The organism is Streptomyces sp. NPDC027189 (assembly GCF_055566975.1).
In genome coordinates, this window is record NZ_JBVHRI010000060.1 from 1 (window position 1) to 15,607 (window position 15,607).

13 protein-coding genes and 5 pseudogenes are annotated in these 15,607 nt (G+C 66.8%); 10 read left to right on the forward strand and 8 right to left on the reverse strand.

Annotation, left to right across the window (positions count from 1 at the left end; translation table 11 throughout):
- The 4 genes and pseudogenes from ACZ4RZ_RS49560 to ACZ4RZ_RS49575 all read right to left on the reverse strand — a co-directional run.
- Positions 1–134, reverse strand: a pseudogene (locus ACZ4RZ_RS49560) (IS256 family transposase); the annotation flags it as partial.
- Between the two features lie 158 nt (positions 135–292).
- Positions 293–1,360, reverse strand: a pseudogene (locus tag ACZ4RZ_RS49565) (IS30 family transposase); the annotation flags it as partial.
- 76 nt (positions 1,361–1,436) lie between these two features.
- Positions 1,437–2,015, reverse strand: a pseudogene (locus ACZ4RZ_RS49570) (IS3 family transposase); the annotation flags it as partial.
- Positions 2,012–2,323 carry a transposase gene (locus ACZ4RZ_RS49575; protein ID WP_467754244.1) on the reverse strand — a complete coding sequence of 104 codons (312 nt, stop codon included), beginning with the start codon at positions 2,321–2,323 and terminating at the stop codon, positions 2,012–2,014. The pseudogene ACZ4RZ_RS49570 and the gene ACZ4RZ_RS49575, both read right to left, overlap by 4 nt.
- Before the next feature lie 73 nt (positions 2,324–2,396).
- Between ACZ4RZ_RS49575 and ACZ4RZ_RS49580 the strand changes: the two are divergent.
- Positions 2,397–3,142 (forward strand): annotated as a pseudogene (locus ACZ4RZ_RS49580) (ISAzo13-like element transposase-related protein); the annotation flags it as partial.
- 140 nt (positions 3,143–3,282) lie between these two features.
- On the opposite strand, the gene ACZ4RZ_RS49585 reads toward ACZ4RZ_RS49580, so the two are convergent.
- Positions 3,283–3,498, reverse strand: a complete 216-nt coding sequence (locus ACZ4RZ_RS49585) for a hypothetical protein (protein ID WP_467754245.1) — start codon at positions 3,496–3,498, stop codon at positions 3,283–3,285.
- A gap of 1,731 nt (positions 3,499–5,229) precedes the next feature.
- Entirely contained in the window at positions 5,230–5,997 is a 768-nt protein-coding gene (locus ACZ4RZ_RS49590) for a hypothetical protein (protein ID WP_467754246.1), read from the reverse strand.
- 43 nt (positions 5,998–6,040) lie between these two features.
- On the opposite strand from ACZ4RZ_RS49590, the pseudogene ACZ4RZ_RS49595 reads away from it, so the two are divergent.
- Positions 6,041–6,286, forward strand: a pseudogene (locus ACZ4RZ_RS49595) (patatin-like phospholipase family protein); the annotation flags it as partial.
- A 123-nt stretch (positions 6,287–6,409) separates the two neighbouring features.
- On the opposite strand, the gene ACZ4RZ_RS49600 reads toward ACZ4RZ_RS49595, so the two are convergent.
- A complete protein-coding gene (locus tag ACZ4RZ_RS49600) occupies positions 6,410–6,646 on the reverse strand; it encodes a hypothetical protein (RefSeq protein ID WP_467754257.1) in 237 nt (78 codons plus the stop codon).
- A gap of 183 nt (positions 6,647–6,829) precedes the next feature.
- On the opposite strand from ACZ4RZ_RS49600, the gene ACZ4RZ_RS49605 reads away from it, so the two are divergent.
- Positions 6,830–7,363, forward strand: coding sequence for an NUDIX hydrolase (locus ACZ4RZ_RS49605; RefSeq protein WP_467754247.1), 534 nt, complete (start codon positions 6,830–6,832; stop codon positions 7,361–7,363).
- On the opposite strand, the gene ACZ4RZ_RS49610 is transcribed toward ACZ4RZ_RS49605, so the two are convergent.
- Entirely contained in the window at positions 7,341–8,681 is a 1,341-nt protein-coding gene (locus ACZ4RZ_RS49610) for a hypothetical protein (protein WP_467754248.1), read from the reverse strand. The genes ACZ4RZ_RS49605 and ACZ4RZ_RS49610 overlap by 23 nt on opposite strands.
- Positions 8,682–8,795: 114 nt before the next feature.
- Between ACZ4RZ_RS49610 and ACZ4RZ_RS49615 the strand changes: the two genes are divergently transcribed.
- From ACZ4RZ_RS49615 to ACZ4RZ_RS49645, 7 genes are all read left to right on the forward strand, one after another.
- Positions 8,796–9,038 (forward strand): hypothetical protein, encoded by a 243-nt coding sequence (locus ACZ4RZ_RS49615; RefSeq protein WP_467754249.1) that lies wholly within the window; start codon positions 8,796–8,798, stop codon positions 9,036–9,038.
- Positions 9,039–9,397: 359 nt separating this feature from the next.
- Positions 9,398–9,694, forward strand: a complete 297-nt coding sequence (tgmA, locus tag ACZ4RZ_RS49620; protein ID WP_467754250.1) for a putative ATP-grasp-modified RiPP — start codon at positions 9,398–9,400, stop codon at positions 9,692–9,694.
- Positions 9,691–10,638 carry an ATP-grasp ribosomal peptide maturase gene (gene tgmB, locus ACZ4RZ_RS49625; RefSeq protein WP_467754251.1) on the forward strand — a complete coding sequence of 316 codons (948 nt, stop codon included), beginning with the start codon at positions 9,691–9,693 and terminating at the stop codon, positions 10,636–10,638. Before tgmA ends, tgmB begins: the two co-directional genes overlap by 4 nt.
- Positions 10,635–11,756 (forward strand): ATP-grasp peptide maturase system methyltransferase, encoded by a 1,122-nt coding sequence (gene tgmC / locus ACZ4RZ_RS49630; RefSeq protein ID WP_467754252.1) that lies wholly within the window; start codon positions 10,635–10,637, stop codon positions 11,754–11,756. The genes tgmB and tgmC overlap by 4 nt, the downstream gene beginning before the upstream one ends.
- Positions 11,757–12,232: 476 nt before the next feature.
- Complete coding sequence (locus tag ACZ4RZ_RS49635; RefSeq protein ID WP_467754253.1) at positions 12,233–12,649, forward strand: hypothetical protein; 417 nt, start codon at positions 12,233–12,235, stop codon at positions 12,647–12,649.
- Positions 12,650–14,411: 1,762 nt separating this feature from the next.
- Positions 14,412–14,933, forward strand: a complete 522-nt coding sequence (locus ACZ4RZ_RS49640) for a DUF262 domain-containing protein (protein ID WP_467754254.1) — start codon at positions 14,412–14,414, stop codon at positions 14,931–14,933.
- Between the two features lie 8 nt (positions 14,934–14,941).
- A complete protein-coding gene (locus ACZ4RZ_RS49645; protein WP_467754255.1) occupies positions 14,942–15,520 on the forward strand; it encodes a transposase family protein in 579 nt (192 codons plus the stop codon).
- Positions 15,521–15,607 lie beyond the last annotated feature (87 nt).

Here is a 15,607-nt window from a genome sequence, read left to right on the forward strand (position 1 = left end):
CCGATGGCCTCGGTCGCCTCGGCCTCGATGAGTTCCTGCAGGACGCGCTCACACAGCACCCTGATCGTCTCAACTCCGTCGGCCGTACGTAGTGACTGAAGCAGCCGCATCAGGTCAGACTGGGACAAGGCCATCGTGCGCTCCTCCGGTTGAACTGCCCGTTCACCAGGGAGACTTGCGCGATGGCCTGCCCTTGTTCAGGGAGCACTCATCGACAGCGGATGCACGCCCCGGGCAGACACCCGCGCGTTCACGACCCTCGACCGCCTACACCACTCGGCGGGACACCATCCAGCGACCGCCATAGTTGCCCGGGCAGAGTGCCGACTGTGGCCGCAAGCGCATCTTTCATCGTCACCGCGCCATAGCCGGCGAGCGGCGGCCCGTTCTTGGTACGCGGGACGATGCCGTAGCCGTCCTGGCGGGGCAGGTGGACGAGCAGCGTGAATCGGGTTGTCCGCTCAACCAGCGTGCCGATCGCCGATCGCTCCAGTCCGATCACGAGGTCGCCCTCCCAATGTCCCGGTACGGCTCGGTCGTCGGCCTCGGCTGGCCGCTCGCTGATCAGTACCTCGGGCGTGACGTGGGCCCATGACTTCCGTTTGGATCGGGCCCGGGGCACGCGCAAGGCCCTGCCGGTGCGCAGGCAGGCGACGAGCTCGCGCTTGAGCGCTCCCCGGCCTTCGATGAACAGGGCCTGGTAGATAGCCTCGTGGCTGATCCGCATGGACTCATCATCCGGGAAGTCGACCTTCAGCCGGTTCGCAATCTGCTCCGGGCTCCACGCCATGAACCACTGGCGGTCGCCGCGGTGCGGCTTGTTCCTTCCTTTCCAGCCCGTGCCCTTCGGCCCCAGTGCCGTCCCGTCCGGGCGGCTGACCTGGCCCGAGAGCCTTTCCTGGACGTAGTCGCGCAGCCGGTCGTTCGCGGCCAGCTTCGCTGTCTTCGGACGCTGAGCCACAAGATCGGCCTTCCACTGCGCGACCGACGCCCGGTAGTCCAACCGGCCGCCACGGGTCGCGGCGTTGCGGCGTAGCTCCCGGGACACTGTCGAGCAATCCCGGCCAAGACGTCGCGCGGTCTCCCGGACTCCGATGCCCTGCCCCTTCAGGATCGCGATCTCTTCACGCTCGTGAAAGGACAGGTACCGGCCGGACTGCGGGGCAAGGTCCATCGGTGGCATGCCGCCACCGTGCCGGAACCACCTGCAACCCGCTGCCTGGGATACGCCGACTGCAGCTGCCGCCTCCTCGGCGAGCAGCCCCTTCGCGATCTCTCGCCAGAACTGACGTTCGACCTCCCGTCGAAGCGCCGGCGCACCCGGGGACTTCATCGGCGACCGCCCGGTCAACGCCGCCATCCACCCTGCTGGCCTGCCCATCAACACCTCCGGGGACGAGGTGTTGCAACGACCGATTGAATCCGCCTTGACTGCCGCGATCCGAATGGTGGATGAGGCCGGAGTCCTTCTTGATCCGGCGTCTCCACAGTGCCATCTCCAGGGCGTCCAGCGGGAGTTCGGTACGCATGTGGTCGGCGACCTGCCAGCCGACGATCATTCGTGAGTACACGTCCAGGACGAACGCCACATACGCCCAGCCCGACCAGGTTCTGACATAGGTCATGTCCGCGACCCAGAGCTGGTCCGGGCCCGAAGCGGTGAAGTCGCGGTCGACCAGGTCCGGCGGGCGGGGCGCCGACGGCTCGGGGATCGTGGTGCGCCGACGCCGACCGCGGATGACGCCCTCGATGTCCAGCTCGGCCATCAGCCGCTCGACGGTGCAGCGGGCCACGTCCGCCCTCTTGCGCCGCAGGGCGCGGGTGATCCGGCGGGCTCCATAGGTGCCGCCGGACTCGGCGTGGATCTCTTCGATCAGGGGCATGAGCTGCTCGTCACGGAGCTGGCGTGCCGACTTCGGCCGCTTCTTGCGTGCGTAATACGCGGACTCCGACAGGTCCAGCTCCCGGCATACGGGCCCGACCCCGAGGCCGCTCTCGCGCAGGTGGTTGATCACCTGGTCGGCCTCGTCCGGGGACGGTCGAGCTCCTGAGCAAAAAAGACACTCGCGGCTTTGAGGATCTCGTTCGCCCGCTTCAACTCCGCGTTTTCCTTGCGGAGTTGCTTCAGCTCGTCGCGTTCGGCGGTGGTGAGACGGTCGTCCCGCTCACCGTGGTCGGCCTCGGCCTGGCGGACCCAGCCGCGCAGGGCTTCCTTGTGGATGCCCAGGTCCTTCGCGACGTGCGCGATCGGGCGGCCGGAGGTGCGGACCTCGCGGATCGCGCGCTCGCGGAGCTCGTCGGGGTATTTACGGGGTGCTGGCATGGTGCTGGTGAATCTCCTTCGCCAGGATCGTAACCCTGGCATCAGGGACTCCACCAAACTCAGAGCAGCTCAGGAGATATCGGTCTGCCACCTACCGCCCGGAACTTCGAAGTGGAACAAGATCGAGCACCGGATGTTCTGCCACATCACCGCGAACTGGCGGGGGCGGCCGCTGACCAGCTACCAGATCGTCATCGAGACCATCGCCGCCACAACCACGAGTACCGGTCTGACCATCGAGGCCGAACTGGACACGGGCAGCTATGACCTGGGGATCAGCGTCACTCCCGCCGAGTTCCACGCCCTCCCGATCACACCAAGTGCCTTCCACGGCGACTGGAACTACACACTGGCTCCCGTCCCACCTCGAACGCCAGAGACGCCAGCAAGCTCTCGCCGGATCGACCCGGACCTGACCAGGATGCTTACCGATCCGGCCCTGACCGGTATGCCACGGACCGCCTTCGAGCATTTGGTGGCGGTCTCGGAACCCTACTGGGACGCCATGGCCGAGGCGGCATTCCAGCGACGCTTTCACCGCCCGCGAAGCTACCTTCACCCGCAAACCAGCAGCGTGGACCACCTCCACCGGCTCCTGGCAGCCATTTTGCGCCGCCGCAGAGCGGTGACCACTACATTCCTGGCCCACTTGCTGGGCGTCACTCGCACCAACTTGTCCAACCAGTTCCAGGACGGAAACAGGCTCCTGGACCTGCACCAGGTCGTCGTCTCGCCTCTACCGGGATCGGCAGCCCGCACGTTGGAACAGTTACACACCCGGGCGACTCTTACCGAACCCCGTCGCTGACAGTTATTTAATTACAGGCCCCCGGACGCACCGAGAACTGCCAGATCAGTGTGTTCCTCGCCTACGCCACCGGCCGCGGACCGCGCGCCGCTCCGCTCATCGACCATCGCGCCCGCTGGGTGGTTGTGTGTTCGGCACCCGCCGGGTGCCGTCACGGGGCGTCCCGTTGCTGCGTCCAGACGCGTGGGTGATCCGAGCGCAGCCCCTTGACGCGATACGTGCCCGACTGGGTCGTCAGACGGACGGTCAGTTCGCTGTTGAGGCCGGCGCTGACGCCGTCCACCTCCAGTACCGGCCCTGCCTTCCGTTCAATGGCGTGGCGGACGGTGGCGGACAGGTCGGCAAAGTCGAGACGGGGCGTTGGCACTGGGCACTCACTTTCACTTCGGAGCAGGACATGGACCCCACGACGAGTCAACGCCGTGGGGTCCGCCTGCGATGCGGCGCTGGATCAGTTGTAGGGGTTGTCGTCACCGCAGCCGGGCACGGTGCCCTCCAGCGGCTGCTCGACGTCCTCGACTACCGGGGTTGTGAGGCGTTGGGTGCGGGCCGCTGAGGGGCGTCACCACGAAGAGCCGCCGGGCCGATGTATGTACCGGCGTGACCGTGCTGGCATCCGGGCCGGCTTCGTCCCGGAGCTCCGGGGCAGAACTCGCCTGGCCTAGAGCGTAGTTGATGCGACATCAGTACAGGCGTCGCATCGCAAACTAGGACTCGTCGACGATGCTCTTCTCGTCGGCGAACGCGGCGATGAGGGATTGAAGGCGATGCTGTTGACCGATCGGAGCAGGCCGCGGCTGGTGAGGTGGATCAGGTCGACGGCGTCGCGGAGAACAGCGGGTCGGACCGTCCGGCGATAGGTGGTGCTTGATGTAGCTGGCGGTCTCGTCCTTGGTCATGGTCGGCATCTGTACCTGATCGAGATCCGCTAGTCCAGGGCGGCCAGGACGCCGTGCTTCATGCGTTTGCGGAGGGTGGGCTCGCTCGACAGCCGGGCCTCCGACCTGCTCGTGATCAGGCAGGCCAGCCGGAACGGCCCGCCAGATAGACCAACGGGCCGTCATGAAGGTTAGAAGGACAGCCGCCTCATGGAACAGACGTGACGTCCAAGGCCCAGCAACTTCCTTCGGTAGCCCCGTATTTCACAGGGTTCATGGGATAGGTGATCATTGTCGAGCCATGCGGTGCAAGGGTGTACTTGGCTGGACTGCCGTCATTCTTTACAAGCGTCACGCCGTCGACTTGCGGCGAGAAGGTCTCCTGCTCATCTCCGTCATTGGCGAAACGGAGTTGCGCGATCCGCGCCGGCCGCGTCGTCCCACTTCCATTGGCTTGCCACAGTTCAGTCTGGGAGCAGTCGACGACCGAGCCGCTTACAGGCACGCTTCCGTTCCGTCCGCCCGCGAACGCGTACACGACACCGCCGACAGCAAGAGCCAAGCCGATTCCAGCGGCGACCAGGAGCCTGGGAGGGCGCCTGCCCGCAGAGGGCGGATACGTGGGCATTGGAGGCGTACCTGCTGGGCGTTCCTCTTGCGCTGCGGCCCACCCTTCGATGTAGGTGTCGATGCACTCCTGGCAGGTCGCTTGCTCGGGTTCTTCCGCTCGGGGCGCTGAACGGTCGATCGGAGCGTCACACATGGCAACGACGTCACCCTTGAGGGCGATGTGTACTACTTCTTCCTGCATGCTCCTCTGGCCCTTCACGCCGATCATCGTCACTCAAACCACGCGATAGTGGCGTGACGTCACAAATATGTGAACCTTCCGCAAGTGGACATTCACAATATCCAGCCGTAGTAGATCAGATGGAAGGCTGATCGAGAAGTGGCTTACACGGGCCTTGATCAGCTGAAAGGTCGCCTCCCCAGCACCTCCGGCGGCGTCGCAACAGGGCGTTGGACTCCTCCAGTGTCGAGAGCGGCGGCAGGTGGCCGGTGACGGGGTGCTCGTCGTCGGCCACGTGCTCCACATGCCGGCGGGCCCACGCGTTGAGCCGCTGCCCGTACCGGGTGGGCTGGTAGGCGGCATCATGCAGCCGCTGACTGCGCATCGTGTGTCCCGGCTCGGCTGCCGCCGAGGGCGTGTGGCAGAACGCTTATCGGCTCCGGGGGAAGTCGCAGTCTCTTCGGGCCCGGGTATAGCCGGCGTCGCCCGCCACGTACGTGACGCTGTACACGCTGATCAGGCTGAGGCAGGCGGGAGCGGTCATGGACTTCGTGGTCCCAGGATCCAGCGCGTTCTCGTCCGCAGCGGTGTCCTGTGTGCCTGCGGAGTTCACGGTCATGTCGAGGCAGCTCTGTGACGGGTCGTCTCCCTGTGGACTCCCGCCGGCAGCAGCGGTATCGAGGTAGTCGACGGCATCTATGCAGTCCAGTGGGATGTCGACCTTTGTGAGCTTGGCTGACTTCACGATGGCGTCAATCTCTGCTGTGCGCTTGGGTTTCAGGGTTCCGTAGTCGTACAGCACGTAGTGGGAAGACGGCAGGAACCATACGAGGTGGACTGCCGTTCGTGTGTGGTTGTGGTCCGGCAGGACGTCGGTGTCGACGGTCCACGTTTGCGCTTGTTCGTCTGCCACCGTGACCTGCTTCATCACGCTGGCGCGTGTGACGGTCTGCTCACGAACGTCTTCGGTGAATTCGTACGTGCCGCCAGCGGATGGGTCTGGGCCGCCTGTGGTGAAGCGGGTGCCGAACATGCCGAAGTTGTCGTTCTCGGTGCCGTCGGAGCCTCCCTTGATGCTGGTCATTCCAGGCGCCCACTCGACGGCCAGGCCGCCGGTGTCGCTGCCATCGTTGGGGACCAGGTCCATCGCGTATCGGCTGGTCATGCCGTCGTCGAAGTTCAGGCTGTCCTGGGGCACCGGGCTCGTGTCCCAAGAAGCTGGGAGGGCCGGTCCGCCGGCGATGAGGACGAGGGCGCGGGCGGGGGCCACCGAACCCATCCATGTCGCCACCGCCGTCGCCGCCTCCGCCCGCGCCGCCGCCTTCCACCTCGGCTGCCTGCGCGCCCTGCACGACCGCGATCTCCTCGACCGCATCCGCGTCGTCTCCGGCATCTCCGGCGGCTCCCTCCTCGCCGCCTTGTGGGCCTACGGCCCGTCAGACTTCGCCGACTTCGACGCCCACACCACCGACCTGCTGCGCTCCGGCCTCCAACTGGACATCGCACGACAGGCGTTCAAGCCCTCCGCAGCCGTGCGCGCGGTCTGCGCACGGACGTTGACGCACCAGGGGCGCTCTTCCAGCCCGAACCCGGCTGCTCAGATGCCACCTTCACCGGATCGGCCGCTGCTGCCTCAGCGGTGTGCGGGGCGCAGGTACATCGGCAGGACGGTGCGCATGAGCAAATGTGCGCTCCTCGTCTACGGAGCTGGTGAAGCGGACCGCGAGGTGGAACGGCTTGGGCAGGCGGCCGTTGAGGACGAGCAGCACGTGACGGTGGTCGGGCTCAACCTTCCAGTGGACGTCGATGGTGGTGCCGGTGTCCTGGATGCCGGTCGTGGCATCCAATGCCGCTGGGATAGCGTGACTCGTGTCCAACAGCAGCACTTCGACTCCCCGGTTCATCAGGTAGGCCGCGGCAGGGGGCCAGCGCACGGATTTTTCGTCATGTTGACGCGAAAAGGGTCGAACCTTGCGTCCGCGTCTGGATCGGTCTGAGATCCTGGAGACCGATCGAGAGGGGCCGCAGGTATGGAGTGGAAGACTCACGGTGAGCGACAGATTTACACCAACCCTTGGGTGAATCTGTGTCTGGTCGACGTCCAGCAGCCTGACGGGCGCAGGTGGGAGTACCACGTCGTTCGCCTCCGGCACCTGGCCGTGGCCGCCGTGGTCAATGACCGCCAAGAGGTCCTGATGATGTGGCGGCACCGCTTCATCACGGACTCGTGGGCCTGGGAGTTGCCCATGGGGCTCGTCGAGGAAGGCGAGTCCCCAGAGGAGGCGGCGGCCCGCGAAGTACTGGAAGAGACCGGCTGGCGCCCCGGTCCCGTCAAACCCCTGATCTACGCCGAGCCGGCCAACGGGATCACCGATTCGCAGCACCATGTCTTCCGCGCGGATGGCGCGACCTATGTCGGGCCGCCCACGGAGAAGAACGAGTCCGACCGCATCGAGTGGATCCCCCTCAGCCAGGTGCGGGGGATGATCGACCGCCGCGAGATCGTGAGTAGCGGATCGCTCGTCGGTCTGCTGTACCTGCTCATGGACGAAGCGATCCGCTGACCGATGGGAGGAGTTCCCGCAGCCGCGCCTCGAAGGCCAGGGCCACGGGCTTTTGCCTGTGCGGGGCCAACTGGTCGTAGAACTCCCTGAGATGGCCTGTCACTCGCTCCGAGGCCACCGCCGACGCGGGCTTGAGAGCGTGCGTGGCGGTGTGGCACGCCTGGTCAAGCTTGCCCTGGTCCAGCTGCGTACGGGCCAGCCAGAACGCGTGAAAGGCGCGGCCGCGCTGATTGGTGCGGTCTTCCCGACGCAAGGCATCTGCAATCAGCGGTTCAGCCGTCGCTGCCTCGCCCAACCGGCCGTGCGCGATGCCGGTGTCCACGATGAGCTTCGGCTCGTCGAAGTAGGTCACCCAGGACGGGTCCGGGTCGCTTTCCTGGATCTGCTCAAAATGGCGGTGTGCTTCCCCGATCGCCCGGTGAGTGGAGTCCCTGTTGCCGAGGGTGGCATGGGCGAAGGCTTCGCGCATGGACAGCATGGACAGGACGCGTGGGGTGGTGCCGACAGCGGAGCGGGCCTGGTCCTGGGCGGCGGTCACGAGTGCCAGGGAGTCCGCAGGCTTGTCCTGGTAGGTCGCCTGCAAGCTCATGCAGGCAAGGACGTTGGCCATGAACTGGCGGTCATCGATCTGCTTGGCCAGTTGCAGGGCCTCGGTGAAGTACGCGCGGGCCTGGTTGTACTGGCGGGCGTCGAAATACGTCCAGCCGGTGAGGCGTGCCAGCTCGGCCGCGATTCCGTACAGGCCGTTTTGGATGGACGCCGGTCGGCTCTCCTTCAAGAGCCCGACCACATACCGGAGCTGACCGACGACGGCCGGCCTCAGAGCCTCGCCGCCGTGCTGGTCATCTCGTCGCCAGTAGTCCTCGATAGAGGAGCGGAACGCTTCAAGTGTGGCTGCGCTGAGGCTTGTTCGTGTGGCCATGGCCAGGATGCTGTCCACATCCGGCCCCGGCAGGGACACGGGTGTCTGCTGCTCCGGCTCCGGCGCTTGAGGTGCCTCGCGCTCGGCGACGACGAGAGCTTGCGGCGTCTCCCAAGATCGGCGGGCAAGCCCGAGCATGTGTCCTGGGATGCGCAGGCCGTCCGCGATGCGCTCGATGACGTCCATGTGCAGCAACTGGCGGCGGCCGGCGATGACTTCGCCCACGCGACTGGGAGTCAGCTCGCATCTCCTGGCGATCATCGACGGATAGATGCCCGCCCTGATCTTCACCAGCCGGAAGACTCTGGTGAAGTCCCGTACCCGACACGCATTGATCATCTCGGGATCGGTGAGCAGCCTGGCAGGAAGTTCCTGCGGCCGGTCGGCGTCGGGCATGGGGCAAGCTCCCACACTGTGAGGGCTACGCAACGTCGCTGATTCTCTACTTGCCGCGATATTACCCAAGTTGGGTAATCAGCCGGACCTTTTGGCAGCCATCCCTGAATCGCAATGCTCCTGTTCATGGCGAGCAATCAGCAGACCAGACCAGGCGTCGGTGAACTGGCCAAGGACAGCGGCAGGGAACGTATTGGCATCGTCATGGGTGAGCTCGGCGGCCGTGTGCAGATGCGGCCGATCCGTGGCGGCCTGGAGTGGGATGCCATGCCGGACAACGTGGTGGCGCTCAGTGCCCGGGAGGAATTGAGCGCACGTCTGGCCGTGAAGAACGGCAACAGTCAGGCCGAGCTGTGATGCGCGCCATCGGCCGGTACGCCGGGGTCCTGTTCATCATCTGCATCAGCGGTTCGTGCGGCCTGGTGATCGGCATGGCCCTCGGCACCAGCCACTAGACCGGCCTGGCCCGTACGGGGTGCCAAATCCCAGGCTCCCCAACCCTGTTCGGGGTCGGCCACCCGCGCATGACCAAGGCCTGGGTGGACGCCAGCCACCGCACCACTGCCATCGACCACGACGCCCACCTCGGCATCGACGTTCATCCCGTCCAACGCCCGTATGACAACGGTAGTTGGCGCTGGCGGAAATGGCGCTGGAGCCCTGTCCCTTGACCCGTCGATCAGGCGGGTTCCACCACTGCGACACGAAGGAGACCCATGTTTGTCCACTCCGACCGTCTGCCCACCGGTCCCGCGGTCCCGCAGGGAACTGTCACCCCGTCCCCGTGGGGGGGGGTGAGCCGGATGGCGCCGTACCCCACGATGGCACCCCAGCACACCACCGCCCGGCTGGACCCGGCCACCCAGACCGCCGTGTTCTTCGATTCCGGCGGCCGGGTCATGGAGATGCCCGGCCACGGCACCAGCACCGGCACCAGCCCGTCCACGGGCACCAGCCCTGACGGCAACGGATCCACCCAGGACTCCGACACAGGCAGCGACAGCGACCAGTGAGTGACACACGCCCGGTGCTGGTCGTCACCAGCCTGCACGACCCCACCGCCAACGTGGTGATCCGCGAGCTGCACGACCGGGACATCCCGATCGTGCGGCTCGACTCGGGGGACTTCCCCGCATCACTGTCGGTGGAGGCAGAGATCACTCAACACGGCCTCCAGGGACGGCTCCTCACCCCGTCCCGCACCGCCGATCTGGCCACCATCCGCGCCTGCTACTACCGCCGCCCGACCGGCTTCGCCTTTCCTCACCTGAGCGAGCAGGACGCCCGGTTCGCCACCACCCAGGCCAGGTACGGACTCGGCGGAGTGCTGACGTCGCTGCCTGGCTGCCTCTACGTCAACCACCCGCACCGCATCGGGGACGCGGAGTTCAAACCGTCTGGGCTGGCCGCAGCAGTAGAGGCCGGCTTCCGGGTGCCGCCCACACTCATCACCTCCAGCCCCGACGCCGCTAGATCCTTCGTGAAGCGGCACGCCTGTGTCGTCTACAAGCCGCTGCATAACCCCGTGTACCTGGTCGACGGTGTCTCGAACGTCGTCAAGATCGCCGAGGTGGCCGCAGAGGACATCGACGACAGCGTGGCCGGCACGGCGCACTTGTTCCAAAAGCGTGTCCCCAAGACAGCCGACGTACGCGTGACCGTCATCGGCTCCAAGGCATTCTGTGTCCGCATCGACTCCGGCCTCCTGGACTGGCGTACCGACTATGACCGCCTGACGTACACCCCCGTGGGACCACCGCCGGGAATCGAGCAGGCACTCCACCGCTACATGGACCACTTCGGGCTCGTCTTCGCAGCTTTCGACTTCTGCATCGGCGACGACGGGCGATGGTGGTTCCTGGAGTGCAACCCCTCCGGTCAGTGGTACTGGCTGGAACCCAAAACCGGCCTGCCGATGTGCGCAGCCCTGGCAGACCTGTTGGAGAGGACATCGTGACCGACCAAGCCCAGCAGCTCCACAAGCAACTCATCGACACGCTGACGGTCAACGGCAGCCTGCGCACGGCGCCGTGGAAGCAAGCCGCCGATGCGGTTCCACGTCACGAATTCCTCCGTGGCGGGTTCTTCCGCCGGGTAGACGGCGCCGTACCCTCGGCATGGGCGCCCGTCCTGGAAGACGAAGCCGACTGGCTCGAAGCCTGCTACAGGGACGAGTCGCTGGTCACCCAGATCGCTGGCATCATCGTGCCGGCGGACATCCGCGGCCAGATCATGCGCCAGCCCACCAGCTCCAGCACCCTCCCCTCTCTCGTCCTGCGCATGCTGGAAGACCTCCGGGTCGAATCGGGGCTGCAGGTGCTGGAGATCGGGACCGGCACCGGATACTCAACCGGGGTCCTGAGCATGCGGCTGGGCGAGCAGAACGTCACCTCGATCGAATACGACGAGGACGTGGCCGCACGGGCACGGACGGCCCTCGGCCGACTCGGCGTGTACCCCACGCTCATCAGCGGTGACGGCCTCCTCGGCTACCCCTACAGCGCCCCGTACGACAGGGTCATCGCAACCTGCAGCGTGCACACAGTTCCCGCGGCCTGGATCGAACAGACCCGGCCCGGCGGGCTGATCCTGACGACCATCGGCGGCTGGCTCGGCTCCTCGGAACTTGCGCGCCTGACGGTCCACGACGACGGCACCGCGTCCGGGCCTTTGCTGAGCGGTCAGGTCAGCTTCATGCTCGCCCGCCCGCACACGCCACCCCCGCTTGGCCTGCTTCCCGATCTCAGCACGGGAAAGGAGCGCGAGGCCATCATCGGGGCCGACATCCTGAACGACTGGACGTCTCGCTTCGTCGTGCAGTTCGCCGTACCGCACGCGCAGCGCCTGACGATGGAACGGCAGGGGCACACCGAGGACGTTTTGGTCGACGTCGCATCTGGTTCGTGGGCTGCCCTCTACGAGGAGGACGGCCATTGGATCGTGCGGCAGGACGGCCCGGATGCCCTCTGGGACGCCGTCGAGGAGCAGCTTGGCCGCTGGCACGCCGCCGGCACACCGGCGGCTGAGGAGTTCACCGTCAGCGTTACCCCGCAGGGCCAGACCGTCCACTGGTAATCCCAGGCCGGCCCCGCTTGTCCGCTCCCTCCCCGTGGCGGATGGGCGGGGCCACTGAACTTGACGGCGACTGCGCACCGTCCCAGCGGGACCACTCGGGAGGTGGCGGGGATGCGGGCATGCGAAACCCCGTGCCGTGACGGCGACGAGGCCTGGAAGAAGTGCGGGAGCCGGGCGGAACGTGGAAAGCCGCGGCAGGATCCTGAGGGAGCAGGCGGCTAACTGCGCTGGTCCGCGAGCGGAGTTGAGCGCACCCCGCTGGTACGCGGCAGCATAGCGAAATGTCTCGGCACCGTTCGGCCGATCACCGAATCCGGTTGGCACGGAGATCTCCAGGGCGCTTTGCGGAGCGCGTGCCTGCGGGCGCGAACTCCTTCGTGCCGCACCCGCCGCGTCAGCAACTGGCCGGTTCATAAGGAGAGTTGACTCCGGAAACAATATTGCGGTGAACGCAGTTTTCTGCGATCGTCGCATTTATGGATTTGATCGGTGACATCGCAGCCATCCGTACCCCCGTGCCTCAGCCCGGTGACGTCACGCCGGAGGAGCTCTACGTCGACGCCCGTGAGCAGGCGGAGCAGGCCCGCAAGGACGATGCGGCCGATCTCCAGGCTCAGTGCGACGGCCTGGAGGAGGACCCTCTGCTGCTGGCGCTCGGCAACGCCCGCGCCCGGCGTGAGGCTGCCGACCACGAGATCCGCCTGCTGCTCGCCTACGGGCGGGAGTTCCACGGCAACCGCCCCTACAAGCTCGACTCCCTTGCCGAGGCGAGCGGCATGACCCCCTCCGGCGTCCGCACCGCCTACAGCGACGGTGAAGTCGATGCCGTGGCCCAACAGATCGACCGGACGTCGGACAGCCGCCGCTCCCGGTCGCAGGGGGACCGGCAATGACCGATCACCACGATCGCACCGGACGGGACTGCACCTGCCCGCACCCGTGGCCCTCACTGGCCACCTCATCGAAGGGCGCGCCTACGCCGTCGCCCCCGCCCCCGCGCACACCCCCGCCTCCGCGCTCTACCTCGCCCACTGCACCGGGTGCGGCCCCCCTACCCAGGGTCGTGGAAGCGACTGGCCCGGTGTCCAGGGCCGCCTGAACCAGCACCTGCTGCGCCCTTCCCGTGCTGCGCCCGGGCGCGAGGCGGAGGTGAGGGGCGGACTGCGGCGGGCGGTGCCCGGCCGGGACGTCGCGGTGCCGCACAGTCCCTGCGGACAGGCTGTGGGGCTGCTGGCACGGCCGCGGCGGCCAACGTGGCGCGGCCGGCGCCGCGCGCGAACTTTGTTCCAGCTTTGATACCGCGGTCATTTGTCCGGCGGTCAAATATTGGGATCCAATATTTGGTGGCCATTTGGCTGGCGAATAGGTCGTCAACTGGATCATTCGCCGGCATCATTTGGTGCTGCGGATTTAGTCAAACACCCTGCACACTAAATCGTCAGCCCGTAGCATGGCTCACGCCAACGCATCTGCGGATGCGTTGCGGTGGCGCGCGCTTCGGTGCACGCCATCCGGAGCGAGCGAAGCCCCAACACACCTTCCGACGCGAAGGGGCTTCGCCCGAGCGGACTACCGGCCGCGTAGAAGCCAGGCCAGGACCACACTGGCGACGGCAGGGGCAACTGCCAGCCAGGTGTGCCACAGGACTCGCTTCACGCGGCCGTGGTTCAGCCGCATTCGCGAGCGCCAGCGCCCGACCCTCTCTACTGCCCGCCGCCGAAGCGGCGGAGGGGTGTGCGTAGTGCCCATCCAGGTCTCCCATCCGTGGGGTGCCCGGCGTGGAGGTTCACGCCGAGCACGGCACGGACGGAAGTCCCCGGAGAACAAGACGCGTCCGTGGGTGAGTTAATCGGATGCGTGGCCCGCCTGTTCACGGAATTCAGGAATTCCCTTAGGGTAAGTGGCCCGTCCTTGCCGCCGTCTCAACCCCGGGCCGGTATTCCTTCGGAAAGCACGGGCGGGAACACTCGCCCCGCGGGGCGGCGGACCAGGCCTTGCTCCACCGCCCCGGCGCGACTGCCCGCCTGCCATGGCCGGGGAAAACCGCTACCCGCGCGCGGGTAGCGGTTCCTACCGTGGGGGCATGACCACGCAGGCCTTCAACGGCACCTAACTCCTGCCCCTGTTCCGCCTCGTCGAGCAGCACCGTGGCGAGGGCGCCTACCTCCAACTGCCTGCGCCTGCTGTGTCACACGACCCCGCCGGGCAAGCCGAGCCGTGCCCTGGCGGGCTGTCACAGTGCCACTGCCCTGGAAGGGATCCTGTGGGACGCCACGACCATATGGCCAGTGCACTGGGAAACGCGTGCTGACACGGACCAGCTCTGGTGCTCAACCACACCGCTGGCTTCCGGGCGTGGGCGGCGGTGTAGGGGCTCGAGCGCTGCCGGTTCTGCAGATGCTGGGAGTTGACGGGTGGTGCAGGCAGTAGTGTGCTCGTGACAGTGAGGAACGGGTGGCACGGTTGCTGAGGGGGATCGTTGCCTGCGGTGTCCTGCATGCTGCGTGGGGCGGTTCCCGGGGGCCGTACCCCAGGCGTCTGTGCACACCTCCGCAGGGTGGGGCGAGGAACTCCAGAGCCGTAGATGACGAGGGCGTGGTCTCCTCCCGACGGCGGGCGCCTGTTCCCGTGGGGGCTTCTGGGTGAGGGGCAGCGGTGGATACGAAGGCGATGACGCTGCGGGAGTTGTTCGGTCCGGATCAGCGCCTGGTGGTGCCGGTTTTCCAGCGGCCGTATGTGTGGTCCGAGGACCGTAACTGGCGGCCGTTGTGGGAGGACGTGACCGCGCTGGTGCAGCGCCGCCTGACAGAGGAGGAGACGCATCCGCATTTCCTCGGCGCGGTGGTGTTGGATCAGATGCCGACGCCGACGGGGTCGATGCCGGCGCGGCAGGTCATCGACGGTCAGCAGCGACTGACGACGTTGCAGGTCTTGCTGGCTTCGGTGCGGGATGTGGCGCGCCGGCTGGGCGTGCACGACAAGTATGTGCGGGCCCTGGCGAAGCTGACCGTCAACGACGATGACATGAGCGACGACGCGGACGCGGCCTACAAGGTGTGGCCTGTGGACGATCAGGGAATTCGGCTCTGTCGGGGATCTTGTGACGTCACCTGCCTGAACTGGGCATCTACCGGGTGTGCGGTTCAGGGGGTTTGGGGCGGTTGCTGCCGCATTTAGCCGGTGTGGTGGTCGAGTCGATCGAGCGTGCGGCCGGAACGGTCACGTTCTGCGCCCACTCCGCGGTACCGACTGCAAGGTGTCCAAGATGCGGGGTGGTGTCGTGGCGTGTGCACGGCCGGTACGCGCGCCGGCTCGCTGACGCGCCCGTCGGCGGAGCCCCGACGGTGGTCGAACTCATGATGCGCCGGTTCAAGTGCCGCAATCCGCACTGTTCGTCCGTGACGTTCGCCGAGCAGATCGAAGGGCTGACCAGCCCGCATGCCCGGTACACGCCGCTGCTGCGCACTCTGCTCACCTCGATCGCCACGTGTCTGGCGGGCCGGCCAGGTGCGCGGCTCGCGGCCGCGCTGAGCATCCGCGTCGCCAAGGACAAACTCCTTGAACTCCTCCGCGGGTTACCGGAGTTACCGAAGGTCAGCGTGCGGGTTCTGGGCGTCGACGACTTCGCGCTGCGGAAGGGCGACTCCTACGCCACGATCCTGGTGGACCTGGAAGCCCGGCGCCCGGTCGATGTACTGCCGGGCCGGGACGCCGAGCCGCTGGCCGCCTGGCTGCGCGGTCACCCCGAGATCGAGGGGGTCTGATGCACGATCGGGTGACATCTGAACTGGCTTGCCCTGTAGGGCGGGTGGGAAGGATGTCGCTGTGCCCAAGCCTTATCCGGAAGAGTT